Below are 24,330 nucleotides of genomic sequence, written 5' to 3'. Positions count from 1 at the left end.
AGACACCGCAGTTCGCTGCGGTGTCTTTTTATTTAATGGGGCAGGGGGCAGCGAAACCAACTCGGTGCTTTGTTAACAAATTAAACAGAATTATCCATGTGAAAGGGTTTTCAATGAGGTGAAAACCCTTTCAATCGTGTTTTTTTATTTCTATTTGGTAATTTAATTTCTTGCATTGGCGAGAAATATGCCAATAAATGGCGCTAACCCCCTGAAATAAGAAAATGTTTTCAAAACTTTCTGGAAGGAAATACGTAATTGCATTTCAAAAATGCGAGTTGCGTCATGTGAGCCGTTTGCCGCTTGGGATAATATTCATCTCGCACACAATGCTCTTACAGCGCGGAACTAATACAAGGAAAGGCTCATGAAAAAGAAATTGCTGTCATCCCTGATCGGTCTGGCCACTCTTGGCGTCGCTTGCTCTGCTACTGCTGCCATCGATGAAGGCCAGCTGACCATCTGGATCAACGGTGACAAGGGATACAACGGTCTGGCTGAAGTGGGTAAGAAGTTTGAAGCAGAAACCGGCATCAAGGTTACTGTGGCTCACCCGGATCAGGTTGAAGTGAAATTCCAGCAAGCCGCAGCCACTGGCAACGGCCCGGACATCTTCTTCTGGGCTCACGACCGTTACGGTGAGTGGGTCAAAGCCGGTTTGCTGGTCCCCGTGACCCCGAACGCTGCCACCAAAGGCAAATTTGAACAGCTGGCATGGGATGCCATGACTGTTGATGGCAAAACCTATGGTTACCCGGTTGCCATGGAAGCGGTCAGCCTGATCTATAACAAAGACCTTCTGCCCGAGCCGCCGAAAACTTTCGAAGAGATCGCCAAGATTGACGAGACTCTGAAGAAAAACGGCAAGCGCGCCATCATGTGGGCTTATGACACCCCGTACTTCAGCTACCCGCTGGTGGCTGCCAACGGTGGTTACGCCTTCAAGAAAACCGCTACCGGTTATGACGTTAAAGATACCGGCGTGAACAATGCGGGCGCCAAGATGGGCGTGGGTTACATCTCCGAGATGATCAAGTCCGGTCACCTGGAAAAAGGCATCGACTACGGTGTGATGGACGCCAAGTTCAATAAGGGCGAAGTGGCCATGATGATCAACGGTCCCTGGGCCTGGAGCAACCTGGACAAGAGCGGCATCAAGTACGGTGTAGCACCGCTGCCGACCTTGAATGGCAAACCGGCTAAAGCCTTCGTTGGCGTACTGGGTGCCACCATCAACGCCGCCAGCCCGAACAAGGATCTGGCCATCGAGTTCCTGGAAAACTACCTGTTGACCGATGCCGGTCTGGCGCCGGTTAACGCCGACAAGCCGCTGGGTGCAGTCGCGCTGAAATCCTTCCAGAAGACCCTGGAATCCGATCCGCACATCAAGGCCACCATGCTGAACGCCCAGGCTGGCGAGCCGATGCCGTCCGTTCCCGAGATGAGCCGTTTCTGGTCCTCCTTCGAAACAGCCCTCAAGAACGTGACCTCCGGTCGTCAAAGTGTTGATGAAGCACTGGATACCGCTGCCAAGCGTATCGTTCAGTAAGCTTGCACCACCCGGGAGGCCGCAATGGCCTCCCACTCTCTCAAATCTCTCTTGGCGTTATAAAGGTTAATTGGCATGGAAGTAGTACCTTCTGTTGAGTCCTATGCCGGTCCGAAGGATAAGCACACCTGGCTTAAGTGGACCATCGCGGCCCTGGTCGCCATCCTCAACGGCTATGCAGCCGTGATGATGTACGCCAGTGGCGAGTGGGTATTCGCGCTGCTGGATCTGGTGGTGGTATCCGTCGGTCTGTATGTCTTCATGAACAAGAAGACCTATGCCCATCGCTACATCTTTCCGGGTGTCGCGGGCATGGTTGTATTTATCATCTTCCCTCTTGCCTACACCATTGGCATTGCCTTCACCAACTATTCGGGATCCAACTTGCTCTCCATTGAGCAGGCGCGGGACTACCATCTGAAGAAAACCTACAAGGTGGCGGGCGGTGAATTCGATTTTACCCTGCTGGGTGGCGACAACGGCCAGTTCCAACTGCTGCTGACACAGGAGCAGCAATCCTATCTCAGTCAACCGCTGGCTCTGATGAACAACAAGGCTCGCGAGTTGGCAGTGCGTGAGGGTAGGGTTCAGAACCTTGCCCAGGAAGTCCGGCTCGAGCCCGTTACCGGCGACGTCACCGGTAAAGCGGCACCGATCCGCGCCATCGTTGACCATCGCACCCATCTGAGCGCGCTCGATCTGGTGCTGCCTGATGGTACCACTCATCTGACCCTGAGCAGCCTGCGCAAGTTTGCCGCCCAGAAGCAACAGTACAGCCGTCTGACGGATGGCGCCGTGCTCAAGTCCGGCGTGGTGATCAAGGACAGCAACTTGCTGCGTGACAACCAGAGCGGTGAGCTGATGCTGCCCAATGGCGAGACCGGTTTCTATCAGTACATCGATGAACAGGGACAGTTTGTCGGCAAAAGCGTGGCTCCGGGCTTTGTGGTGAGCGTGGGGTGGAAAAACTTCGCCCGCATCGTGACGGACCCGGGTATTCAGGCGCCGTTCCTGCAGATCTTCGTCTGGACCGTGATCTTCTCTGCCTGTTCCGTGGCGTTCACCCTGGCTATCGGCATGGTGCTGGCCTGCCTGGTGCAGTGGGAATCTCTCAAGGGACGCGGCTTCTATCGGGTCATGCTGATCCTGCCCTACGCGATCCCGGCGTTTATCTCCATCCTGGTGTTCAAGGGGTTGTTCAACCAGAACTTCGGTGAGATCAACATGTTCCTGGAAGCGGCGTTTGGCATCAAGCCGGACTGGTATACCAACCCCTTCCTGGCCAAAGTGATGATCCTGATTGTCAATACCTGGCTCGGCTACCCCTACATGATGATCCTCTGCATGGGCCTGCTCAAAGCCATTCCGGAAGATCTCTATGAAGCGTCCGCCATGGACGGTGCCGGCCCGGTGCAGAACTTCTTCAAGATCACCGTGCCGCTGTTGATGAAGCCGCTGACACCGCTGTTGATTGCCTCGTTCGCCTTCAACTTCAACAACTTCGTGCTTATCCAGTTGTTGACCAACGGTGCGCCCGACATCATCGGCGCCAGCACCCCGGCCGGTACCACCGACTTGCTGGTGAGTTATACCTACCGGATTGCGTTCCAGGGATCGGGTGGTCAGGACTACGGTCTGGCCAGTGCCATCGCCACAGCCATCTTCCTCATCGTAGGTGCGCTGGCGCTGCTCAACCTGAAATTGTCCAAAGCCGACAAGCAGCTGTAAGGAGGCTTCAACATGGCAATCGTACAACCCAAATCAGTCAAATACCGGGTGTGGGCAACCCACCTGGTCATGTGGGGCTTCCTGGCGTTGATCATCTTCCCGTTGATCATGGTTATCGCCATCTCGTTCCGTAACGGTAACTTCGCCGTAGGGGAGATCATCCCCTCCAATCCGACGCTGGATCACTGGAAGCTGGCACTTGGCATCTCCATCACCAACGCCGACGGCAGCATCACGCCGCCGCCGTTCCCGGTGCTGACCTGGTTGTGGAACTCCATCAAGATCGCCGGCATCACTGCCCTGATGATCGTGACGCTCTCCACCACCTGTGCCTACGCCTTTGCCCGCCTGCGTTTTCGTGGCAAGTCCACCATCCTGCAGGGCATGCTGATTTTCCAGATGTTCCCGGCGGTACTGGCGCTGGTGGCTATCTACGCGCTCTTTAACAAGATTGGTGACTATATCCCCTGGCTCGGTCTCAACACCCACGGTGGCCTGATCCTGGCGTACATGGGCGGTATTGCCCTCCACGTCTGGACCATCAAGGGCTACTTCGAGACCATCGACTCCTCCCTGGAGGAGGCGGCGGCCATCGACGGTGCGACCCCGTGGCAGGCATTCCGTCTGATCCTGTTGCCCCTGTCGGTACCCATCTTGGCGGTAGTGTTTATTCTGGCCTTTATCGGTTCCATTACCGAGGTGCCCATGGCCTCCATCCTGTTGCAGGATGTGAACAATCTGACCCTGGCGGTCGGGGCCCAGCAGTACCTCTATCCACAGAACTACCTGTGGGGTGATTTCGCGGCGGCCGCAGTGCTCTCCGGTTTCCCCATCACAGTGGTGTTCCTGTTGGCACAACGCTGGCTGGTTGGCGGTCTGACTGCCGGTGGTGTGAAAGGTTAAGTTTATGGCCGGGGGAGCTGACTCCCCCCGCTATCACGATTTGCAAAGATTCAAGAGCGGAGCTCGTCATGGCTGAAGTAGTACTCAACAACGTTCGCAAAAATTACGATCCGGCTGTTCACAAGGACACCCTGCGCAACATCAACCTCTCCATCAAGGAGGGCGAATTCATTGTCTTCGTCGGCCCGTCCGGCTGTGGTAAATCCACCCTGCTACGGATGATCGCGGGTCTCGAGGACATCACCAGTGGTGAGTTGACCATCGGCGGTCGCTATATGAATGACGTGCCGCCAGTCGAGCGTAACGTGGGCATGGTATTCCAGTCCTACGCCCTCTATCCCCACATGAACATCTACGAGAACATGGCCTTCGGTCTGAAGCTCAAGAAGATGGACAAGGAGAACATCCACAAGCGGGTGATGCGCGCCGCCGAGATCCTGGGTCTTGAGCCGCTGCTGGACAGAAAGCCCAAGGCGCTCTCCGGTGGTCAGCGTCAGCGGGTTGCCATCGGTCGCTCCATTGTGCAGCAGCCGCAGGTGTTCCTGTTTGACGAGCCGCTCTCCAACCTGGATGCCGCGCTGCGGGTCAAGATGCGGATCGAGATTGCCAAGCTGCACAAAGAGCTCAACTCCACCATCATCTACGTGACCCACGATCAGGTGGAAGCGATGACCCTGGCAGACAAGATTGTGGTGCTAAGCCCACTCAAGGCTGATGCGGCCAGTAACCTGGAGCAGTTTGGTTCACCGCTGGATCTTTACCATAACCCGGACAACAAGTTCGTGGCGGGCTTTATCGGCTCTCCCAAGATGAACTTCCTGGCAGGCGAGTTGCTAGAAATTGGCGAGCAGGAGTGCGTGGTTAAGCTGACCTCTGGCGATACCGTGCGTGCCCGGGTCGATGCCCGCAGTGGCGCGGTCGGTGACAAGGTGGAGCTGGGTATACGTCCCGAGCATCTGGTACCGCTGAGCCATGCTCATGCCGACAGCAAGCTGAGCGGTCTGGTGCAGGTGGCCGAGCATCTGGGGGCCGAGTCTTTCGTCTATATGGATGTGGATGGCCACGACTTCACCGTCAAGACAACCTCGGATGTGGATGTGGCGACCGGTCAGACCTATAGTGTGGGTATTCCGGCGGAAGCCTGCTACCTGTTCGATGCCAAGGAGCAGGCGTTCCCGCGCACGGCCAAATATATCCGTACCTGATTTTTGTTGTGCCGGTTTTCCTTTCTTAATAATCAATGCCTTTTTGCCGGTCGTCAGACCGGCTTTTTATTATCTGCTCGCCGCAAATGGCGAGTGTCTGTCAGGTCTCGAGGTCGGCAGTGATATCCGGTACGAAGTGCTGGCTGGTCAGGGGCGGGCGCTCATACCCTTCGGTCTTGATGGGGGGGAGGCTGATGGGCTCATAGTGGATCACCTCATAGGGCACCTTGCCCAGCAGGTGGGCGATGCAGTTGAGGCGGGCACGGCGCTTGTCGTCCGCTTCTACCACGAACCAGGGGCAATCCTCGGTGTCGGTGTAGGTGAACATGTCATCCTTGGCGCGTGAGTACTCCACCCAGCGCGAGCGGGACTGCAAATCCATCGGGCTGAACTTCCAGCGCTTGATGGGGGTGTTGATCCGCTCCTTGAAGCGCTTCTCCTGCTCCTCATCGGAGACCGAGAACCAGTATTTGATCAGTGTGATGCCGGAGCGGATCAGCATTCGCTCAAACTCGGGGCAGGCGCGCAGAAACTCGCGATACTCGGCGTCGCTACAAAAGCTCATCACCCGCTCGACCCCGGCCCGGTTGTACCAGGAGCGGTCAAACAGCACCATCTCGCCAGCGGCGGGCAGGTGGGCCACATAACGCTGAAAGTACCATTGGGAGCGCTCACGATCGGAGGGGGCGGGCAGCGCTGTAACCCGGCAGACCCGGGGATTGAGGGGCTCGGTGATCGCCTTGATGACGCCCCCCTTGCCAGCTGCGTCCCGTCCCTCGAACAGTACCACTACCTTCAACCCCTCCTGTTTGACCCACTCCTGGAGCTTGACCAGCTCCTCCTGCAGATGGGCAAGGTGGTGCTCATAGCATTTCTTGTCCAGACGTGGCTGCTTCTTGCTCTTGTCCTTCGGCATCTTCTTCTCCTTTTTGAGTCCCTTCTTGCCGTCACTTCAGCTTGCACCAGGGAGAGTCGACTGCCAAGTAGGACGTGTTACACTGCCGCCCCGTTAGTTGGCAACAGAAGCCAACATGAAGCCATTTATGGCTATGGTGATTTGCACTGCCGTCTAATCATCAGAAGTTGGCAACAGGAGAGAACATGAAGCAATTTATGGAGATAGCGGGTCGCCGGATGGCCTATCTGGATGAAGGGCAAGGGCCGGTACTGCTGTTTGGTCACAGCTATCTGTGGGACAGCGCCATGTGGGCGCCGCAAATCGAGGCGCTCAAGGGCAGCTATCGCTGCATCGTTCCCGAGCTGTGGGGCCACGGTGATTCTGATCTGCTCCCCGAAGGTGCCTGCACGCTGGCGACGCTGGCGCGGGATCACCTGGCGCTGCTCGATGCCCTCGGAGTCGATGAGTTCGTGCTGGTGGGTCTCTCCATCGGTGGCATGTGGGGTGTGGAGCTGGCGCGCATGGTGCCAAACCGCCTTAAGGGGCTGGTGCTGATGGACAGCTTCGTTGGCCTCGAGCCGCAGATCACCTGCGAGCGTTACCTCGACATGCTGGCGATGATCGAGCAGCTCGGCACCATTCCGGCGCCCATCGTCGAACAGGTGGCGCCGCTCTTTTTTGCCAATCAGCCCGATGAAGCGCTGATGAGCGGTTTCAAGGCGCGCCTTGAAACCTGGCCAAAGGATAAGATTGCCGCCATGGTGGCGGTGGGCCGCAGCTTTGTGACCCGCGAAGATCGCATCGAGTGGCTGGAGGAGATCACCACTCCCGCGCTGGTGATGACCGGCTGCGAAGATAAAGCCCGTCCAGTGCTGGAGGGCTATCTGATGGCCGAGGTGCTGGGTTGCCCGTTCAAGGAGATCCCGGCGGCTGGCCACATCTCGTCGCTGGAAAATCCGGCCTTCGTTAATCAGCAACTGAGCGAATTTCTGGCTGCGCTATAAGTCTGAATTGGCAGCCTGACGATGGTTGTGAAAAAGGGAGCCGAGGGCTCCCTTTTGTTTGGTCTTGTTTCACAACTCCTCAGCGTTACCAGATATAGCCGAGGGCAAATCCTGCGTATAGTTCGCCATCGTGCTGGACGATGGGGCTGTTTTTGATGTCCCGATCATACCATTCGTAGTTCATGGCAAACATGCCAATCCAGTTGGGGCTGAAGCGGTAGCTGGTGATGAGGGCCGCCATCGGGGAGAGGGTGGTACCGGTATCCCAAGCGGGCCGCTGGGCGGTGGCCTCGCTCTCGGAGATGCCGCCGAAGTAGTAGTTGGCCATCTTGTCGCTGCGCAGCATCAGCCCCATCCCCGGCATGATCAGCAGGTTGTCACGCAGGATGGGGAAATCGGCCCACAGCAGCAGCTCCTGTCCCTTGCTGCGGCCGGTGACATCGCTGTTAGCACGCACGGTCAGCAGGGCGTAGGGGGTGATGATGTTGCCACCGATCCCGCCTTCCAGCTGCCATTTTCGCTGCTCCATACCACTGAAAGCGAGCGAATCCTCGGGATCCAGATTGCCAAAACGGACCCGGCCATAGCCGTAGAGGGCCACGTTCTCATCCTTGTGGAAGTAATAGCGGGCCCGATCTCCCAGAAACATAAAGTCGTCGCCGAAGTAGATAAAGCCCGGGATGGCGTAGAGGGCGTTGTCCTGCGCTTCATAACGGGCCTGTCCCCCGATGAGCGCCGCACCGGCGACAAAGCCCTGTGGCACCGGGCTGGTAGGGCTGTCGCTGGTGAGCAGATCCATGGCGCCAAGATCGATATCGGCACGCGCTGGCATGGCGGCAGCGAGGAGCAGGGCCGTTAGCCCTGCCGCTCTGATTTGACGAAAAAAGGTCATGGACACTCCGTTGTCACGATTGCAGGGGAAGCCAGTTATTTTGCGGCACTGGGCATATCTTCACGTTTTGGCCAGGCATTGATCACCGCCTTGACCAGGGTGGCGAGGGGAATGGCGAAGAAGACTCCCCAGAATCCCCACAAGCCGCCGAAGACCAGCACGGCGATGATGATGGCCACCGGATGGAGGTTGACCGCTTCCGAGAAAAGCACCGGCACCAGCAGGTTGCCATCAAGAGCCTGAATGACCAGATAGGCCACCATCAGCCAGGCAAACTCCGGGGTGAGCCCCCACTGGAATAGGGCGACCATGGCTACCGGTACGGTCACCACGGCGGCGCCGATATAGGGGATCAGCACCGAGAAGCCGACCGCGACCGCCAGCAGCACCGAGTAGCGCAGCCCCATCAGGGCGAAGGGGACATAGGTGGCGATGCCGACGATCAGGATCTCGATCACCTTGCCACGGATGTAGTTGATGATCTGGTTGTTCATCTCGACCCACACCCGGTTGACCAAGGTGCGGTTGCGCGGCAGGAAGCGGCGCAGGCTGCCCATCAAGACCCGCTTGTCCTTGAGCATAAAGAAGACCATCAGCGGCACCAGAATGAGGTAAATCATGATGGCGACCACGTTGACCAGTGAACTGAGGGAGGCGCTTACCAGATGCTCGCCGCCACTGAGGATGCGCTGGCGAATATTGTCGATGACGGTCTCCACCAGACTGACGTCGATGAGCTCGGGGTATTTGTCAGGCAGGGTGCGCACATAATCCTGAGCGTGGGTCAGCATGGCCGGCGCCTCTTTGGCCAGATTGATCCCTTGGCTCACCAGCGTCGGGATAAGACCCAGCAAGGAGGCGACTGCTACCGCAATAAAGAGGATCAGAATGACGCTGGTGGCCAGGGTGCGCGACAGCCCCGCTTTTTGCAGCCGGGCGACCGGCCACTCCAGCAGATAGGCCATTACCAGCGCCACCAGCAGGGGGGCCAGCAGATCGCCAAACAGCCAGATGATGGTGAAGCAGAACACCAGCAACAGGAAAAGGGTAACGGCATCGGGATCGGAAAAACGGGTCTGATACCAGCGCTTCAATACTTCTAACATGACGGCATCCTTACATCACTGGGGCTCAAGATGGTTGTTTCGCCCCGACAACCAACTGCAAAGAGAGGGTATTGTCCGCTTCTTGCTGCATCTCGACATGGTGGCCCTGACGGTGCAGATAGGCTGGAATATCCTGCCGAGAGCCCGCATCGGCCAGCCGGATGGTGACGGTTTGACCGCTTTGGGCCTTCCTTAACCAGAGCTTGAGCCGGATCAGCGGCTCGGGGCAACGCCAGGGGGTCAGGTCGAGAACTTCCATGGGGACTCCATCAGGCAGGTGGCCGCTATTATGGCCGTGATAAGGGCGTGAAACAACGCTTGTAGCCCTTGATGGGCAAGGGTATTCTGCCGAGGCCCTTTCTGATGGAGATAGAGATAACGTGGCACGCTTTTCCCCCCTGATGGCATCGCTTCCCCTGTTGGCTTCCCTGATGGGCGCCACGTTTCATGCCGAGGCCAACAATCAGCTTCCCGACATCGGCACGGCCGGGGTGGCGGCCCTGCCCATCGAGCAGGAAGTGCGTTACGGCAACGCCTTTATGCGTTTTGCCCGTGCCGGCTTGCCGATCATCGATGATCCGGTGCTGAGCCAGTACATCGACGATCTGGGCCAGCGACTGCTGACCAACGCCGATGGGGTGCGTTTCCCGTTTACCTTCTTCCTCATCAATGATCCCAGCATCAACGCGGCCGCCTTCCTCGGCGGGCGAGTCAAGGTGCACACTGGTCTATTCCTCTACGCCGACAGCGAGAGCGAGCTGGCCTCGGTACTGGCCCACGAAATCACTCACGTGACCCAGCGCCATATCGCCCGTTACATGGAGGCGCAGGCGAGTAGCTCGGCAGTGACCCTGGCCGGTCTGGTGGGCTCCATCGCGCTGGCGGTGATCAACCCGACCGCCGGTATCGCCGCGCTGCAGACCACGCTGGGCCTCTCCATGCAGTCCGCCATCAACTACACCCGTGACAACGAATATGAAGCGGATCGCATCGGCATGAAGACGCTCTATGATGCCGGTTTCGATCCCATGGGGATGGCCAATTTCTTCCAGAAACTGGCTGCCGAGTACCGTTACGCCAGCAAGCCGCCGGAAATGCTGCTCACTCACCCGCTGCCGGAGACCCGGATCAGCGAGGCACGCGCTCGGGCGGGCAGCTATGGCCGCCGCGACTTGCCGCCCAGCCTCGACTTCTGGCTGGCCAAGGTACGTATTCAGGTCCGTTTTGGTACCGATACCCCGCAGGGGCTGCTGAGCTACTTCGATACCCGGATCCAGAAGGGGGATTACCCGCTCAAGGATGCCGCCATCTATGGCAAGGCGCTGGCGCTGATCCAGCTCAAGCGCACCGACGAAGCTGATACTCTGATGCAAGAGCTGGCGGCCCGTCATCCGGAAGATCTCTTTATCGTCGATGCCCAGACCGACATCGATCTGGCCAAGGGACGCAGTGCCCAGGCCATCGCGCGCCTCGAGAAGTTCCGCAGCCGGATGCCGGATAACGAAGTGGTGGTGGTCAACCTAGGTAACGCCTACCTCGAGAGCGGCAACTACAAGAAGTCCATCGCCATCCTCGACCCCTATGCCCGTGCGCATGAAGAGAACAATCTGGCCTGGAACCTGCTCTCCGACGCCTATCGCAAGGCGGGCAGAATGACCGAGCTGCATATGGCGCGGGCCGAGATGCTCTCGCTGCGCGGGGATTATCAGGCGGCCATCGACGAACTGATCGTGGCGCGCGGTACCACCAGCGACCGGATGACTCTGGCTCGTCTGGAGGCGCGCATCACCGAACTGGAACGCGCCAAGAAGGATCTCGACAGCCTCAAGGGCTAACGACAGCTGGCATTGGCCAATCCAACAAGGGCGCACCACGGTGCGCCCTTGTTGTTTATGGCGGTGTGGGTAACAGTGATAGCTGCGATGGGCTAGTGACTCACGCTGCTGGCGGCCGCCTTGAGCATCTCGATGTTCGACGGGTCCAGTTCACCGATCAGCGTCTGCTTGAGCTTGCCCTCGCTATCGAGCAGATAGCTGGTAGGCAGGGCGCCCGGACGAGGGAAGGGGAGGCTGGCCTCCGCATTGGCAATCAGCAGCGGCACCTTGATCTCATATCGGGTTGCCAGTTGCCCCAGCTCTGCCGGCGTGGTCGGGTCGTAGTTGATCGCTACCACAGCGATCTCGCCTTCCTCCGCCAGCGCGTTGAGGCGCGGCATCTCCCGCAGACAGGGGGCGCACCAGGGGGCGAAGTAGTTGACCAGCAGCGGCTTGCCGGCAAAGTGGCGCAGGCTGACCGACTGCCCTGTTGCATCGGTAAATTCGGGGGCGGGCGTGCAGGCGCCCAGCAGGCCAGCCACAATCAGCCAACAAATTCGTTTCAATTCCTTTCCAATGCCGCTTACCCTGACCATCACTTTCCCCTACAATAGCGCCGTTTCTAGTCCCATCTTGCGATTAATCAGGGAGTTACCATGAGCGAGACCCAAATCTACCACAATCCGCGCTGCTCCAAGAGTCGCGAAACCCTGGCCCTGCTGGAACAGCACGGGATCGCCCCTGATGTGGTGCTCTATCTGGAGCAGGCCCCGAGCGAAGATGAGATCCGCAACCTGCTCTCTCTGCTCGGTTTTAGCGATCCGCGCCAGCTGATGCGCACCAAGGAAGATCTCTACAAGGAGCTGGGCCTCAGTGAAGTGAACGGCGACGCCCTTATTCGTGCCATGCACCAGCATCCCAAGCTGATCGAGCGCCCCATTGTCATCAAGAATGGACAGGCCCGTATTGGTCGCCCGCCGGAGCAGGTGCTGGAGATCCTCAAGTGAGCACCCGCTTCGCACGTTGGCTGACCCTGGTCGGCTTCTTCGGCCTGCTGGGCTGGGTCATCCTCTGGCATCTGTGGCTGTCACCCCATCCTGACCTCAACCCCTGGCTGCTGCCGGTGATCTGGACGGTGCCGCTGCTCTTCCCCCTCAAGGGGATAGTGCAGGGCAACCCCTACACCCACGCCTGGGGCAACTTCGTGTTGATGCCCTATTTCCTGCACGCACTTACCCTGATCACTACAGATGAGGGGGAGCGGTGGCTGGCGGTGGTGGAGCTGCTGTTCACCACCCTCGCGTTTGTCGGCACCATCTATTACGCCCGACTGCGTGGTCGGGAACTTGGCCTCAGCATTCGCAAAAAGAAAGACGAAGCCAACTGATGACAAACGCCCCGCAAGGGGCGTTTTTTTATGGGGAAGCAGGCCTATCCAGAGGGATCACTGTGCCCCTTTGCGCTGCCCGATATTGGGCCAGCTGTTGCTGGCTAAAGTCCATCAGCTGGGGATAGAAGCGCAGAAACCCCGCCTCGCATGTTTGCCACTGCGATTCATCGAGGGTCAGCAGCGCCTCTCCCAGTGGTACCGGGCGGCGCAGGCGGCGACCGATGCCATTCAGCGCTTGCCCCAGCCCCTCCCTGTTGCGGTAGGAGGCGATCCAGTTCTGCTCGGCCATCCGCTTGAGGGGGCGTGGCAGTCCATCCGGCAGGCGTGGGTGATCCGCCAATAGCTGGTCATAACTGCGTTGCAGGAAGCGGGGCAGGGGCTCGGTGCTGAACAGCCCCCAGTGCTGGCTCAGCCAGTGGTCGTAGATCATATCCACCACTATGCCGCCAAAGCGGCGCCAGGGGGCCTCGAAACAGGCGACGGCCGCCTTGTGCTCGAGATGACCATCGGTGAAGGCGTCAATTTTGCGGTGCAGCCAGATCCCCTCATCAAAGTGGGTGGCAAGCCCCGTGGGCAGCGTGCCTTTGACGAAATCGCCGAGCAGATTGCCGGTGAGGGAGCTTCGGGTGTGGGCAGCCAGATGGAGATGGGCCAGAAAATTCATCGGTAGCGGTGGGTCTGTTATGGAATGGCAAGGTGCTTCGAGCCTAACGGATCCCGCCCGCCTTGGCCATGATCGGGATTTTGCTACTGCCCGGCGGCTGCCTCTTGCCGGGCAAAATTCGGGCGTGCTAAGGTGATGCCATCTTTGTCACAGGACGCGACAAACCACCATGATGCGCAAAGCCAGAGGCTTTTTTCTGGCCTTCTACTTCAAGCCTTTCTACCTCTCCGAGTGGTTCGACGAATAGATCGACCCCCTGGAGCAGTTCACTGACGCCCGCTCGGGCGTGATCTCGCTCATCCAGATTTTGCCGCTTTTGGTCATCGCATGCATTCGCCTGCGGTGCCTTGTCCGCGCCTGTGCGCTTTTTATGTAATGGAGTACTCATGATGAAGATCAGACTGACCCTCTCAGCCCTGTTTGTTGCCAGCCTGCTGGCCACCCCCGCCATGGCCAAGGAGTGGAAAACCGTGCGCTTCGGGGTGGAGGGGGCCTACCCGCCCTTCTCCTGGACCGATGCGTCGGGTGAGATCAAGGGGTTTGATATCGATCTTGCCAACGCCCTGTGTCAGCAGATGGCGGTCAAGTGCGAGCTGGTGGCGCAGGATTGGGATGGCATGATCCCGGCCCTGCTGTCGCGCAAATACGATGCCATCATCGCTGCTATGTCGATCACCGACGAACGGCGCCAGAAGGTCGATTTCACCGAGAAATATGCCCATATTCCCAATCGCTTTGTGGCGGCCAAGGGGACCGAGCTGACGTTGACCCCGGAAGGCATGGCGGGCAAGCGCATCGGGGTGCAGCGGGCCACCACCCACGACAAGTACCTGACCGACAATTTTGGCTCGAGTGTTACCATAGTCCGTTACGGCAATGCCGATGAGGCCTATCTCGATCTGAAAGCGGGTCGGGTACTTGCCCTGTTGGCCGATGCCTCGGCCATCGAGCAGGGGCTGCTTGGCAAAGAGGGGGGCGACAAGTTCGACTATGTGGGGCCCGCCCTGACCGATCGCCAGTGGTTTGGGGATGGGATGGGGATCGCCGTGCGCAAGAGCGATAAGGAGCTCAAGGGCAAGCTGGATGAGGCGATCAAGGCCCTGCGCGCCAACGGTACCTATCAGCAGATCAACCAGAAGTACTTCAAGTACGATATATATGGTGGTTGACGGGGGGAGGGAGCTTGCTCCCTCTCTTTTCATTGGGCAAGCGACAACCGAGCAAGGAGAATTGTCATGTTGACCCTGATCGAGGGAGCCGAGATCTTCAGCCCCACCCACCTTGGCCAGCAGGATCTGCTGGTGGCCGATGGCCGTATCGCCTGGATGGGCAAGGGGTTGACGGTACCCGCAAACTGGCCGCTGCATCGGGTCGATGGTCGAGGCCGCTATCTGCTGCCCGGGTTGGTGGATCCGCTGGCCCATATTACCGGTGGCGGCGGTGAGGGGGGCTTTGCCTTTCGCACCCCGGAGCTGGCGGCGAGCGAGGCGCTTATGGCCGGTGTCACCACCCTGGTGGCGGCGCTTGGTACCGACAGCCTGACCCGCACTCCCGCGCAGGTGCTCGGCAAGGTGCGCGAGTTTCGCGCCGCCGGGGTGAGCGCCTTTATGTATACCGGCTCCTACCATCTGCCGGTCAAGACCCTGACCGGCACGGTGGAGTCGGACATCATCCTGATCCCCGAGGTATTGGGGGTGGGGGAGGTGGCCATCAGTGACCACAGATCCAGTGCGCCGACCCACGATGAGCTGGCCAGGCTTGCCAGCGAGGCGCGGGTGGCCGGGCTGCTTGCGGGCAAGAGCGGGGTCAGCTTCTTTCATGTCGGGGATGGCAAGGGGGCATTGGCCCCCCTGCGGGCCCTGCGCGATAAGACCGACATTCCGCTGCGCCAGCTCTATCCTACCCACTGCAACCGCAACCCCTGGCTCTTCGCCGAGGCCATCGAGTGGGGCAGGGCGGGAGGCTGGGTAGATCTCACCACCTCGAGCTTTCCCGATCTGCTGGAGGATGGCGAGCGGCTTGCCGCCGATGCGCTCCTCGAGCTGTTGGCCGCCGGTGTGCCTGCCGAGCGCATCACCTTCAGCTCGGATGCCAACGCCAGCCTGCCGCGCTTTGATGGCGAAGGGCGGCTAATCGAGATGCGCTGCGGCCAGATTGCCAGCCTGTGGCAGCAGTGCGTGCGCGCGACCCGGCTCGGTGTCTCGCTGGAGAAGGCATTGGCCGCGGTGACGAGCAATCCGGCACAGGCGCTGGGGCTCGGCAGCAAGGGGCGTATCGGGGTCGGGCAGGATGCGGATCTGCTGCTGGTGCACGACCGGACGTTTGCTATCGAACGGGTGATGAGTGGCGGCCAGTGGCGCGAATAAGGCTGCGGGCAATATCGCAGCCAGTGCGAGTGCGTGGTTGCTCCAAACAGCAAAAGCCCGACAACAAGGTCGGGCTTTTTTATCTGCAATGTGGGAATCAGGCTTAGATCGCCAGAAACCCGAGGATCAGGATGGGGCCGAGCAGGCTCAGGATAAAGCCGGAGACAATGGCCACCGGCACCACCTGAATGCCCCCTGATTTCTGGATAACCGGCAGGGTGAAGTCCAGCGCCGTGGCGCCGCCGTAACCGATGGCCGCCGAAGGGTGGCGTCGCATCAGGACCGGGATGATCAGAATGGCGATAAGCTCGCGCCCAAGATCGTTGATAAAGGCAGCAGAACCGAGCACCGGCCCCAGTTTGTCGGCCACCAGAATGCCGGAGAGCGAATACCAGCCGAAGCTCGAGCTCATCGCCAGACCATGGGTAAAGGGCATACCCAGCAACTGGGCCGCCAGCAGGCTGCCCAGCCAGCTGCTGAGGATGACGGTGGCGGCTATCTTCATCCCCCAGGGGTTGAGCAGGATCTGGCGCAGCCGCATGCCGGAGTTGCGCATCTGCACCCCGATGAGAAACAGCAGCAGCATCAGGGCCCACTCACTCCACTTGTCGATGGGCAGTGCGCGCAGATCCACCAGTAGACCCAGCAGCACGCCGCCGAGCACCACAAAGCAGAGCTGCAGGGATTCCCACAACAGGTGCAGCTTGCCCGGCATCTTGGCATCGCTCGCCTCGTGGGTCGGCGGCGTGCGCTTGTCGAGCCACCAGAGGGCCAGCAGGTTGCAGAGCGTGATCGCGGTGAGCATCACCCCGGCGACCTTGAAGATCACCGCTAGATTGCTGCCCAGGTTCTCCACATAGGCAAGCCCGAGCCCCATCAGAAATAGAATGAGGTAGACCATCTTGCCCAGACTCTGGTTGACCAGCTTGATCAGCCGGGCAGAGGAGAGGGGAATCAGATAGCCGATTGCCAGTGGCAACAGGATCAGCAACACATTGAGCAGCATCGAGGCCTCGATCACAAAAACTGATAAAAACGCCACCTTATCATTACTTATTGGCTCTGTGTCACATATCTCTCGCTTTCATGGCCAAAAACAGCCCTTTTAGGGGCGGATTGTTACTTTTTTGCCACAACCTCTCTGTTTGAAAAGGTTCTGTGCGAGCCCGAGTGCACCAATGAAATCAAGTTGATCCAATCGGGGTGCCGATATTTCGCTCTGCAAGGGTCTGCATAAAGCCATTTTGGTGCCGGTTTGGCACACATCACGCTTTTCTCTTGCCACTGATATGATTGGGGTATAAAAAGGCGGTATCGGAACAGCCATTGAAACGGCTGTTTATGCAAACAAAGTGCTGAAAAATACGCAAAGAGCGAATAAAAATAGAGCGAATCCTCTGAAGACCCTCGTTCTGTATTGTTTTTTCACTATCCGGGTGATATTTTCGCTGAAGGTTGCCATCGGTTAACTTTTTGTTAAATGGACGATGGTTGAGTCACGCCCCTGCGGCGTCTAGGGACAGACAAGGTTGTAATGGATGAGCGACGTTGCCGCACTGGAAGTACGTGATCTGCACAAATATTTTGGCACCCACGAAGTGCTCAAGGGCATCGACATGACCGCCCACAAGGGGGATGTGATCTCCCTTATCGGCTCCTCCGGCTCGGGGAAGTCGACCTTTCTTCGCTGTATCAATCTGCTCGAAACCCCCTCATCCGGCACAGTCTCGCTCCATGGCGAGCTGATCCGGATGAAAACCAGCCGCGCCGGCGAGCGGTTGCCCGAGGATATGCGTCAGGTGGAGCGGATCCGCAGCCGACTGGCCATGGTGTTTCAAAGTTTCAATCTCTGGTCACACATGACCATCATGCAGAACATCATCGAAGTGCCGATCCAGGTGCTCAAGGTGCCTCGCGCCGAAGCACTGGCCAAGGCGGAGCAACTGCTCAACCGGGTTGGACTCTGGGAGCGGCGTGACTACTATCCTGGCCACCTCTCCGGTGGTCAGCAGCAGCGGGCCGCCATTGCCCGTGCGCTGGCGGTAGAGCCCGAGGTGATGCTGTTTGACGAACCCACCTCGGCGCTGGATCCCGAGCTGGTAGGGGAGGTGCTCGGCCTGATGCGCGAGCTGGCCGAAGAGGGGCGCACCATGCTGGTGGTGACCCACGAGATGTCGTTTGCCCGGGATGTATCTAACAAGGTGATGTTTCTGCATCAGGGGCGGGTGGAAGAGGAGGGCAACCCCAAGGAGATTTTCGCCCATCCCAAATCCGAGCGGTTCAAGCAATTCATCTCCTCCATCTACTGATGGCGGGATGCCTGGTTACCCAATCAACTGTTTTATCAAGGAGAGATACATGAACAAGCTGATGCTGGCGACAGCCGTAGTTACTGCCCTTGCGTCCGGTAGCCTGATGGCCAAGGAGTGGAAAGAGGTCCGGATCGGGGTTGAGGGTGCCTATCCCCCCTTCTCCTGGACCGAGCCCAGTGGCGAGGTGAAAGGCTTTGATATCGACATCGCCAACGCCCTGTGCGAAGAGATGAAAGTGAAGTGCACCCTGGTCAAGCAGGACTGGGACGGCATCATTCCGGCGCTGCTGTCACGCAAGTTTGACGCCATCATCGCCACCATGGACATCACAGAAGAGCGCAAGAAGAAGGTGGACTTCACCCAGAAGTACCAGCACATTCCGGCCCGCTTCGCTGCCAAGAAGGGCACTGATGTGCAGCTCGACAAAGCCTTTATGGAAGGCAAGTCCGTCGCGGTGCAGCGTGCGACCTCTATGGATACCTTTATTACCGACAACTTCCCCAACGCCACCATCAAGCGTTACGGCACCGCCGATGAAGCCTATCTCGATCTGAAATCCGGTCGTGTGGACTATGTGCTGGCCGACTCTGCCGCCATTACCGACGGTCTGCTGAAGAAAGAGGGCGGTGATGCCTTCGAATTCGTCGGCCCGAAACTGACCGATCCCAAGTGGTTTGGCGAGGGTGCCGGTATTGCGGTGCGCAAGGCTGACAAGGATCTGAAAGAGAAATTCAACGCCGCCATTCTGGCGCTGCGTGCCAACGGCAAGTACAAGGAAATCAACGACAAGTACTTCGAGTTCGACGTATACGGCGAGTAAAAACCGGAACCGTGTACGGTGAGTCATTCGCCACATAGATAGCGAATAACAGGCCGACCGGCTCACCTCGTCAGTCGTCATCGGGCCCGTTCTCTCCGTGTGGAGCGATGGGCCCTATTAATTGCAATGGAGCTGCATCTGACCGTGTTAGGGATGTGGGTTCTCTTGTTGTTCAGAGGCATCAGCCCACTCGATAAGTTGCAATGGAGCTGCATATGTTTGATTTGAAAGGATACGAAGCCTCGCTGCTGGAGGGCGCCTGGGTCACCCTGGAAGTGGCGCTGGCCTCCCTGCTGCTGGCACTGCTGCTCGGCATGCTGGGGGCGCTGGCTAAACTCTCCCCCTACAAGTGGGCCAGGGCTATTGCCACCGGTTACACCACCATTATTCGCGGTATCCCTGATCTGGTGTTGATGATGCTGCTCTTCTTTGGCGGCCAGGTGCTGATCAACGGCATCTGCACCTGGGTCAACGAGACTTACAACAGCTGGTTACTGGAGAGTAATCCCAATCAGGAGTGGGTCTCCCTGCTCCCGGACTATATCGACATCAGCCCCTTTGTGGCCGGTGTCGCGACCATCGGCTTTATCTTCGGCGCCTACATGACCGAGACCTTTCGCGGTGCCATTCTGGCGGTAGACAAAGGTGAGCTGGAGGCAGCACGGGCCTTTGGCATGCGGGCAACCCAGGTGTTTGTGCGGATCCTCTTCCCCCAGATGATGCGCCACGCTTTGCCGGGGTTTGGCAATAACTGGCTGGTACTGCTGAAAACTACCGCGCTGGTCTCCATCATCGGCCTTGATGACATGGTGCGTAAAGCCTCGCTGGCTGCGGGCTCGACCCAGCAACCCTTCACTTTCTACATGGCCGTGGCGCTGATCTTCCTGATCTTCACTGCCGTCTCCACCTCGGCGCTCAAGTGGGCCGAGCGTCACTATGCCATCAAGACGAGGTAAGCCATGGATTTCTCAATCATTCTCAAAGAGTGGCCCACCTACTGGGAGGGGCTCTATACCACCGTCTGGCTGGTGGCCCTCTCTCTGATCCTTGGGTTGATGCTGGCGGTGCCCATGGGCATCCTGCGCAATAGCCGCAACTGGCTAATCAAGGGACCGATCTGGGCCTATATCTACTTCTTTCGCGGCACCCCGCTGCTGGTGCAGCTCTTTATCATCTACTACGGCGCCGCCCAGTGGGAGTGGCTGAAGAACAGTGCCGCCTGGTCGCTCTTCTCCGAAGCCTGGTTCTGTGCCCTGCTGGCCTTCACCCTCAATACCGCCGCCTATACCGCCGAGATTGTGCGCGGGGCGGTACACAATATGCCGCGTGGCCAGATTGAGGCGGCCAACGCCTTTGGCATGACCCGCTGGCAGACCCTGACCCGGATCATTTTGCCCAACTCGTTTCGTCGGGCGCTGCCGGCTTACAGCAACGAGGTGATCTTCATGCTGCAGGGCTCGGCGGTGGCGGGCATCATCACCATCGTCGATCTGACCGGCGCGGCGCGGATCATCAACTCCCGCTACTACAGTCCGTTCGAGGCCTTTTTGACCGCGGGGCTGCTCTATATGCTGCTCACCTTTGTCATCGTCTGGCTGTTCAAAAAGTGGGAAGCGCGCTGGCACGCCCACCTGCGCCCGCGCAGCGTTTGACTGGTCATCGCGCATGAAAAGCCCTGCCACAGTCGGCAGGGCTTTTTTCACCCGGCAATGGCCATCGGCCGTTTGCCAAATGGTGGCCGAGCAGGGACAATGCCTGCCCGAGAGCAGCCGGCGTACCGGTTGCAGGCCTTTTTCCTGTCCCCCGAGGTGTTATGTACCGGATCCTGTTTCAACACGCCGATTTTCTGGTTATCGACAAGCAGCCCGGCATCGGCATGCATGACGAGAAGGGAGAAGAGGGAGGAGAGACTGAGCCCGGGCTGGTCAATCGCGTGAAGGCCGATACGGGTCTGACCCTCTATCCGGTACACCGACTCGACAAGATGACCTCCGGGCTGGTGCTGCTGGCTCGCACCACGGAGGCGAACCGTGAGCTGAGCATGGCTTTTGCGGCCCGTGAGGTGAGCAAGCAGTATCTGGCGCTCTCCGATCGCAAACCCAAGAAGAAGCAGGGTTGGGTGAAGGGGGATATGCAAAAGGGGCGCGGCGGCAGCTGGATGCTGGTGCGTACTCTGGATAATCCTGCCATCAGCTGGTTTGATTCGGTGTCGGTGCGCGAGGGGCTGCGGCTCTATCGCATCAAGCCACAGACCGGCAAAACCCACCAGATCCGGGTTGCCCTCAAAAGTATCGGCGCCCCCATTCTCGGGGATGAGCGCTATGGCGGTACGCCAGCCGATCGCGGCTATCTGCACGCCTGGCGACTGAGTTTTACGCTGGCGGGCGAGCCGTTCGACTTTGTCTGCCCGCCCGATGTGGGGAGTGAATTTGTCACTCCCGAGCTCACGGCCGCCATCGCAGCCCTTGCGCCCTGATGCTTATGCGCCCAGCGTCTGACACAATGATCCATTCAGCGAAAGAGCGTGATCCTGACGGACGTGCACCGCGCTGGATCCTGGCCGACTTTGACGACACCCTGGCCCCCGGCGACAGCCACGCCGGTCTGCTGCGCTATATCTTGCGCCGCCGGATCTGGCCGTTGTTGCTGTTGCCAGTAATCGCGCTCGGTGGCTTGGTCTATCTTGCTCCCAGTCAGCGGCGGCGCGGTATCTCCCTTATCTGGTGGGCCATCACCTTGGGGCTTTCCTCTTTGGGCTGGCGCAAGCTGGTGCGTGCCTATTGCCGCACCAGGCCGGGGCTGTATCGTCAGGCTCGCGAATTGCTGCAAAGCGAGGGCGCGCGCTGCTGGGTGATCTCCGCCAGTCCCTGCGCGCTGGTGCGAGCCCAGCTCTATCAGCAACTGCCCGGCCAGTTGCCCCACCGGATCATTGGCTCGCAGATGTACTACCGTTTTGGCGGCCTGATGCCGCGCTTCTATTGCCACGGCCAGCACAAGCTGCTGCCGGAGATCTGCGCCCTCGATGCCGAATTGGCCTTGAGCGACAGCCTGCACGATCTGCCGCTGCTGGGGTTGGGGAAAGAGGCGTGGTTGATCAATCCGACGCCCACGCGACTGCAAAAAGCCCGGGCCCGCTTGCCCCATCTGCTGGTCAAAAACTGGCAACTGTAAGCCAAAGCTGACAGCCATGCGGGTCGTCACCGTTTGATCCGCAAGGCTGCGACTTGAATGTCACAATCCATTTACATTATTTGCTGCCAGCTGCGAAAAACTATCTGCAACCCGCCTCTTCTCTTCCTGCTACGCCCTGCTTCTAATGAAACAAGTTGTTAACACTTGCCGCGCCGCTGGGTGCCGCAATCCGTTTTAACCGAATCAAGAGCAAGGAGCGCCCGATGAATGCCACCTCTTCCGCCACCCATACCATCAATCCTTTAGGCACAGACGGTTTCGAGTTTGTCGAGTACACAGCCCCCGATGCCAAAGGGATTGCTGCCCTCAAGAGCCTGTTCGTTTCGCTCGGGTTTGCCGAGGTCGCCAAGCACAAACACAAGCAGTGCTGGCTCTACCGGCAGGGGGATATCAACTTTGTGGTCAATGCCGAGCCTCACTCCCAGGCGGAGCAGTTTGCCAGCCTGCACGGGCCGAGCGTTTGCGGCATGGCATTTCGGGTGAGCGATGCGGGCAAAGCCCAGCAGTACGCCATCGCCAAGGGGGCCAAGCCCTTTGTCGGCAAGATTGGCCCGATGGAGCTCAATATTCCCGCCATCTACGGTATCGGCGAGAGCACGCTCTCCTTTGTCGACCGCTATGGCGACAAGGGCTCCATCTATGACGTGGATTTTGTCTTCTACCCCGACTGGCAGTCCCGGATGGCAGAGGTGGATGCCGGTCTTATGGAGATCGATCACCTGACCCACAACGTCCATCGCGGCAATATGGATGTCTGGTCCAACTTCTATGAGCGGATCGGTAACTTCCGTGAAATTCGCTACTTCGATATCGAGGGCAAGCTGACCGGGCTGCACTCCCGTGCCATGACCGCGCCTTGTGGCAAGATCCGCATCCCCATCAACGAGTCGGCGGATGACAAGTCCCAGATTGAGGAGTACCTGCGTCAGTACAAGGGGGAGGGGATCCAGCACATCGCCATGGCCTCCAGCGATATCTACCACACCATCCGCACCCTGCGCAGCCGCGGTACCGGTTTTATGCCGACCCCGGATACCTACTACGAGAAGGTGAACAGCCGGGTCGAGGGGCATCAGGAGGATCTGGCGGCCCTCAAAGAGCTGCGCATCCTCATCGACGGCTCCCCCACCAAGGATGGCATTCTGCTGCAGATCTTCACCGATACCGTGATAGGCCCGGTCTTCTTCGAGATCATCCAGCGCAAGGGTAACGAAGGGTTTGGCGAGGGCAATTTCAAGGCGCTGTTTGAATCGATCGAGCTGGACCAGATCCGCCGTGGCGTGCTGGATGGCGGCGAGGATGAGAAGGGTACCCGCAAAGAGGGAGCGAGCGATGCGTAACTGGATTAACTTCCCCCATCGGGAGGGGACCCACTCCCGGCAAGCCCATGCCGACCTGCCGGAGCAGGCCATCTATGAGCGCGAGCTGGGGCGAAGCGGCTTTTTCGGCCCAGCTACCCACATGCACCACAAGCATGCCCCCACTGACTGGATCAGTTGGGAGGGACCGCTGCGGCCACGGCTGTTTGACCTCAATGCCCTGCAGGATGAGGTGAGTTCCCTCTCCCCTTGGGTGGCCCCCGATATTCTCAGCAACCCCCACTGCCGCTATCGCATCTGGCGGCTCTCCGAGGCGATGCCGTTTCTGGTGCGCAACGCCGACGGTGACGAGCTGCTCTTTATCCACGAAGGGAGCGGAGAGTTCTTCTGCGACTACGGCCACCTGACTCTTCGCGATGGCGACTACGTAGTGATCCCCCGCGGCACCATGTGGCGCATCGAGCCGACAGCACCCCTGTTCATCCTGATGATCGAGGCGACCAACGACAGCTACCAGCTGCCGGATAAGGGGCTGGTGGGCAATCACGCCATCTTCGACCCGGCGGCGCTCGATGTGCCCGCCATCAATGAACGCTTTTTAGCCCAGCAGGATGAGAATCCCTGGTCGCTGCAGGTGAAGCGTCACGATCAGGTGTCGGTCATCACCTGGCCCTTCAACCCGCTTGATGCGCAAGGTTGGCACGGGGACTTGTGCGTGGTGCGCCTCAACTGGCGGGATATCCGCCCGCTGATGAGCCATCGCTACCATCTGCCGCCGTCGGCTCATTCGACCTTTGTGGCGAGCCGCTTCGTGATTTGTACCTTCGTGCCGCGCCCCATCGAGAGCGATCCCGGCGCCCTCAAGGTGCCCTTCTATCACAGCAATGACGATTACGACGAGGTGCTCTTTTACCACGCGGGGGATTTCTTTAGCCGGGACAATATCGAGCGGGGCATGGTCACCTTCCATCCCGCCGGTTTCACCCACGGCCCCCATCCCAAGGCGTTTGCGGCAGGGCAGGCCTATGCCAAGAAGTTCACCGACGAGGTGGCGGTCATGCTAGATACCCGCGATGCGCTGAACATCGGCAGTCTGTGCGAAGGGATCGAGAACACCCGGTATGTCTCCAGCTGGCAGCGCCCGGACGCTGCTGCCGGCAAATAAGGA

25 protein-coding genes are annotated in these 24,330 nt (G+C 59.0%); 18 read left to right on the top strand and 7 right to left on the bottom strand.

Going from position 1 to position 24,330, the window contains the following annotated elements:
• Positions 1 to 367 precede the first annotated feature (367 nt).
• The 4 genes from malE to G5171_RS09200 all read left to right on the top strand — a co-directional run bounded on the left by malE (position 368) and on the right by G5171_RS09200 (position 5,385).
• Complete coding sequence (gene malE, locus G5171_RS09215) at positions 368 to 1,549, top strand: maltose/maltodextrin ABC transporter substrate-binding protein MalE (protein ID WP_005344703.1); 1,182 nt, start codon at positions 368 to 370, stop codon at positions 1,547 to 1,549.
• Between the two features lie 75 nt (positions 1,550 to 1,624).
• Complete coding sequence (malF, locus tag G5171_RS09210; RefSeq protein WP_005344704.1) at positions 1,625 to 3,277, top strand: maltose ABC transporter permease MalF; 1,653 nt, start codon at positions 1,625 to 1,627, stop codon at positions 3,275 to 3,277.
• Between the two features lie 12 nt (positions 3,278 to 3,289).
• Complete coding sequence (malG, locus tag G5171_RS09205) at positions 3,290 to 4,180, top strand: maltose ABC transporter permease MalG (protein WP_041209357.1); 891 nt, start codon at positions 3,290 to 3,292, stop codon at positions 4,178 to 4,180.
• A 68-nt stretch (positions 4,181 to 4,248) separates the two neighbouring features.
• Positions 4,249 to 5,385, top strand: a complete 1,137-nt coding sequence (locus G5171_RS09200; RefSeq protein ID WP_164537072.1) for an ABC transporter ATP-binding protein — start codon at positions 4,249 to 4,251, stop codon at positions 5,383 to 5,385.
• A gap of 100 nt (positions 5,386 to 5,485) precedes the next feature.
• Here G5171_RS09200 and ppk2 read toward each other — a convergent pair whose 3' ends face one another.
• A complete protein-coding gene (ppk2, locus tag G5171_RS09195) occupies positions 5,486 to 6,301 on the bottom strand; it encodes a polyphosphate kinase 2 (protein WP_164537071.1) in 816 nt (271 codons plus the stop codon).
• A 185-nt stretch (positions 6,302 to 6,486) separates the two neighbouring features.
• On the opposite strand from ppk2, the gene G5171_RS09190 reads away from it, so the two are divergent.
• On the top strand, positions 6,487 to 7,287 hold the full coding sequence (locus G5171_RS09190) for an alpha/beta fold hydrolase (RefSeq protein ID WP_216979024.1): 801 nt from the start codon (positions 6,487 to 6,489) through the stop codon (positions 7,285 to 7,287).
• An 85-nt stretch (positions 7,288 to 7,372) separates the two neighbouring features.
• On the opposite strand, the gene G5171_RS09185 is transcribed toward G5171_RS09190, so the two are convergent.
• From G5171_RS09185 to G5171_RS09175, 3 genes are read right to left on the bottom strand one after another with little or no spacing between them, the layout of a single operon-like run.
• Positions 7,373 to 8,179 carry a MipA/OmpV family protein gene (locus G5171_RS09185; protein WP_164537069.1) on the bottom strand — a complete coding sequence of 269 codons (807 nt, stop codon included), beginning with the start codon at positions 8,177 to 8,179 and terminating at the stop codon, positions 7,373 to 7,375.
• Positions 8,180 to 8,214: 35 nt separating this feature from the next.
• Positions 8,215 to 9,285: an AI-2E family transporter gene (locus tag G5171_RS09180; protein WP_164537068.1), complete on the bottom strand. Its 1,071-nt coding sequence runs from the start codon at positions 9,283 to 9,285 to the stop codon at positions 8,215 to 8,217.
• A 25-nt stretch (positions 9,286 to 9,310) separates the two neighbouring features.
• Complete coding sequence (locus G5171_RS09175) at positions 9,311 to 9,544, bottom strand: sulfurtransferase TusA family protein (protein WP_005344720.1); 234 nt, start codon at positions 9,542 to 9,544, stop codon at positions 9,311 to 9,313.
• A 121-nt stretch (positions 9,545 to 9,665) separates the two neighbouring features.
• On the opposite strand from G5171_RS09175, the gene G5171_RS09170 reads away from it, so the two are divergent.
• The gene (locus G5171_RS09170) at positions 9,666 to 11,120 is read left to right on the top strand and encodes a M48 family metalloprotease (protein ID WP_367949397.1); all 1,455 of its coding nucleotides are present in this window, start codon (positions 9,666 to 9,668) and stop codon (positions 11,118 to 11,120) included.
• Between the two features lie 92 nt (positions 11,121 to 11,212).
• On the opposite strand, the gene G5171_RS09165 is transcribed toward G5171_RS09170, so the two are convergent.
• A complete protein-coding gene (locus G5171_RS09165) occupies positions 11,213 to 11,695 on the bottom strand; it encodes a TlpA family protein disulfide reductase (RefSeq protein WP_216979022.1) in 483 nt (160 codons plus the stop codon).
• Between the two features lie 60 nt (positions 11,696 to 11,755).
• Between G5171_RS09165 and arsC the strand changes: the two genes are divergently transcribed.
• Complete coding sequence (gene arsC, locus G5171_RS09160; protein WP_108612511.1) at positions 11,756 to 12,106, top strand: arsenate reductase (glutaredoxin); 351 nt, start codon at positions 11,756 to 11,758, stop codon at positions 12,104 to 12,106.
• The gene (locus G5171_RS09155) at positions 12,103 to 12,486 is read left to right on the top strand and encodes a DUF2069 domain-containing protein (protein WP_107684428.1); all 384 of its coding nucleotides are present in this window, start codon (positions 12,103 to 12,105) and stop codon (positions 12,484 to 12,486) included. Before arsC ends, G5171_RS09155 begins: the two co-directional genes overlap by 4 nt.
• 28 nt (positions 12,487 to 12,514) lie before the next feature.
• On the opposite strand, the gene G5171_RS09150 is transcribed toward G5171_RS09155, so the two are convergent.
• The gene (locus tag G5171_RS09150; RefSeq protein ID WP_421243942.1) at positions 12,515 to 13,153 is read right to left on the bottom strand and encodes an ACP phosphodiesterase; all 639 of its coding nucleotides are present in this window, start codon (positions 13,151 to 13,153) and stop codon (positions 12,515 to 12,517) included.
• A gap of 386 nt (positions 13,154 to 13,539) precedes the next feature.
• Between G5171_RS09150 and G5171_RS09145 the strand changes: the two genes are divergently transcribed.
• Complete coding sequence (locus G5171_RS09145) at positions 13,540 to 14,322, top strand: ABC transporter substrate-binding protein (RefSeq protein WP_005344726.1); 783 nt, start codon at positions 13,540 to 13,542, stop codon at positions 14,320 to 14,322.
• A gap of 66 nt (positions 14,323 to 14,388) precedes the next feature.
• On the top strand, positions 14,389 to 15,519 hold the full coding sequence (iadA, locus tag G5171_RS09140; protein WP_421260077.1) for a beta-aspartyl-peptidase: 1,131 nt from the start codon (positions 14,389 to 14,391) through the stop codon (positions 15,517 to 15,519).
• Between the two features lie 103 nt (positions 15,520 to 15,622).
• On the opposite strand, the gene G5171_RS09135 is transcribed toward iadA, so the two are convergent.
• Positions 15,623 to 16,525, bottom strand: coding sequence for a lysine exporter LysO family protein (locus tag G5171_RS09135; protein ID WP_338775000.1), 903 nt, complete (start codon positions 16,523 to 16,525; stop codon positions 15,623 to 15,625).
• Positions 16,526 to 17,057: 532 nt separating this feature from the next.
• Here G5171_RS09135 and G5171_RS09130 point away from each other — a divergent pair.
• The 8 genes from G5171_RS09130 (at position 17,058) to G5171_RS09095 (ending at position 24,327) form a co-directional block, all read left to right on the top strand.
• Positions 17,058 to 17,828 carry an ABC transporter ATP-binding protein gene (locus tag G5171_RS09130; protein ID WP_005337310.1) on the top strand — a complete coding sequence of 257 codons (771 nt, stop codon included), beginning with the start codon at positions 17,058 to 17,060 and terminating at the stop codon, positions 17,826 to 17,828.
• Positions 17,829 to 17,877: 49 nt separating this feature from the next.
• Complete coding sequence (locus tag G5171_RS09125) at positions 17,878 to 18,651, top strand: ABC transporter substrate-binding protein (RefSeq protein WP_005337307.1); 774 nt, start codon at positions 17,878 to 17,880, stop codon at positions 18,649 to 18,651.
• Positions 18,652 to 18,866: 215 nt separating this feature from the next.
• Positions 18,867 to 19,607 (top strand): ABC transporter permease, encoded by a 741-nt coding sequence (locus G5171_RS09120; RefSeq protein ID WP_005352911.1) that lies wholly within the window; start codon positions 18,867 to 18,869, stop codon positions 19,605 to 19,607.
• A gap of 3 nt (positions 19,608 to 19,610) precedes the next feature.
• On the top strand, positions 19,611 to 20,303 hold the full coding sequence (locus G5171_RS09115) for an ABC transporter permease (protein ID WP_040097462.1): 693 nt from the start codon (positions 19,611 to 19,613) through the stop codon (positions 20,301 to 20,303).
• A gap of 161 nt (positions 20,304 to 20,464) precedes the next feature.
• Entirely contained in the window at positions 20,465 to 21,127 is a 663-nt protein-coding gene (locus G5171_RS09110) for a TIGR01621 family pseudouridine synthase (protein WP_421251459.1), read from the top strand.
• 26 nt (positions 21,128 to 21,153) lie between these two features.
• The gene (locus G5171_RS09105) at positions 21,154 to 21,822 is read left to right on the top strand and encodes an HAD family hydrolase (RefSeq protein WP_421251458.1); all 669 of its coding nucleotides are present in this window, start codon (positions 21,154 to 21,156) and stop codon (positions 21,820 to 21,822) included.
• Positions 21,823 to 22,046: 224 nt separating this feature from the next.
• The gene (gene hppD, locus G5171_RS09100; RefSeq protein WP_421260117.1) at positions 22,047 to 23,183 is read left to right on the top strand and encodes a 4-hydroxyphenylpyruvate dioxygenase; all 1,137 of its coding nucleotides are present in this window, start codon (positions 22,047 to 22,049) and stop codon (positions 23,181 to 23,183) included.
• On the top strand, positions 23,176 to 24,327 hold the full coding sequence (locus tag G5171_RS09095; RefSeq protein WP_421251457.1) for a homogentisate 1,2-dioxygenase: 1,152 nt from the start codon (positions 23,176 to 23,178) through the stop codon (positions 24,325 to 24,327). The genes hppD and G5171_RS09095 overlap by 8 nt, the downstream gene beginning before the upstream one ends.
• Positions 24,328 to 24,330: the final 3 nt, after the last annotated feature.

Origin of the sequence: Aeromonas sp. 600774 (genome assembly GCF_049175075.1) — a bacterium.
In the GTDB taxonomy this organism is placed as follows: domain Bacteria; phylum Pseudomonadota; class Gammaproteobacteria; order Enterobacterales; family Aeromonadaceae; genus Aeromonas; species Aeromonas veronii_A.
Note: the sequence above shows the minus strand (reverse complement) of the source record. Positions and strands in the feature narration are given on the sequence as shown.

Coding starts and splice junctions, on each gene's coding strand:
- malE (WP_005344703.1), top strand. CDS start 368: ATGAAAAAGAAATTGCTGTCATCCCTGATCGGTCTGGCCACTCTTGGC.
- malF (WP_005344704.1), top strand. CDS start 1,625: ATGGAAGTAGTACCTTCTGTTGAGTCCTATGCCGGTCCGAAGGATAAG.
- malG (WP_041209357.1), top strand. CDS start 3,290: ATGGCAATCGTACAACCCAAATCAGTCAAATACCGGGTGTGGGCAACC.
- G5171_RS09200 (WP_164537072.1), top strand. CDS start 4,249: ATGGCTGAAGTAGTACTCAACAACGTTCGCAAAAATTACGATCCGGCT.
- ppk2 (WP_164537071.1), bottom strand. CDS start 6,301: ATGCCGAAGGACAAGAGCAAGAAGCAGCCACGTCTGGACAAGAAATGC.
- G5171_RS09190 (WP_216979024.1), top strand. CDS start 6,487: ATGAAGCAATTTATGGAGATAGCGGGTCGCCGGATGGCCTATCTGGAT.
- G5171_RS09185 (WP_164537069.1), bottom strand. CDS start 8,179: ATGACCTTTTTTCGTCAAATCAGAGCGGCAGGGCTAACGGCCCTGCTC.
- G5171_RS09180 (WP_164537068.1), bottom strand. CDS start 9,285: ATGTTAGAAGTATTGAAGCGCTGGTATCAGACCCGTTTTTCCGATCCC.
- G5171_RS09175 (WP_005344720.1), bottom strand. CDS start 9,544: ATGGAAGTTCTCGACCTGACCCCCTGGCGTTGCCCCGAGCCGCTGATC.
- G5171_RS09165 (WP_216979022.1), bottom strand. CDS start 11,695: ATGGTCAGGGTAAGCGGCATTGGAAAGGAATTGAAACGAATTTGTTGG.
- arsC (WP_108612511.1), top strand. CDS start 11,756: ATGAGCGAGACCCAAATCTACCACAATCCGCGCTGCTCCAAGAGTCGC.
- G5171_RS09150 (WP_421243942.1), bottom strand. CDS start 13,153: ATGAATTTTCTGGCCCATCTCCATCTGGCTGCCCACACCCGAAGCTCC.
- G5171_RS09145 (WP_005344726.1), top strand. CDS start 13,540: ATGATGAAGATCAGACTGACCCTCTCAGCCCTGTTTGTTGCCAGCCTG.
- iadA (WP_421260077.1), top strand. CDS start 14,389: ATGTTGACCCTGATCGAGGGAGCCGAGATCTTCAGCCCCACCCACCTT.
- G5171_RS09135 (WP_338775000.1), bottom strand. CDS start 16,525: ATGCTGCTCAATGTGTTGCTGATCCTGTTGCCACTGGCAATCGGCTAT.
- G5171_RS09130 (WP_005337310.1), top strand. CDS start 17,058: ATGAGCGACGTTGCCGCACTGGAAGTACGTGATCTGCACAAATATTTT.
- G5171_RS09125 (WP_005337307.1), top strand. CDS start 17,878: ATGAACAAGCTGATGCTGGCGACAGCCGTAGTTACTGCCCTTGCGTCC.
- G5171_RS09120 (WP_005352911.1), top strand. CDS start 18,867: ATGTTTGATTTGAAAGGATACGAAGCCTCGCTGCTGGAGGGCGCCTGG.
- G5171_RS09115 (WP_040097462.1), top strand. CDS start 19,611: ATGGATTTCTCAATCATTCTCAAAGAGTGGCCCACCTACTGGGAGGGG.
- G5171_RS09110 (WP_421251459.1), top strand. CDS start 20,465: ATGTACCGGATCCTGTTTCAACACGCCGATTTTCTGGTTATCGACAAG.
- G5171_RS09105 (WP_421251458.1), top strand. CDS start 21,154: ATGATCCATTCAGCGAAAGAGCGTGATCCTGACGGACGTGCACCGCGC.
- hppD (WP_421260117.1), top strand. CDS start 22,047: ATGAATGCCACCTCTTCCGCCACCCATACCATCAATCCTTTAGGCACA.
- G5171_RS09095 (WP_421251457.1), top strand. CDS start 23,176: ATGCGTAACTGGATTAACTTCCCCCATCGGGAGGGGACCCACTCCCGG.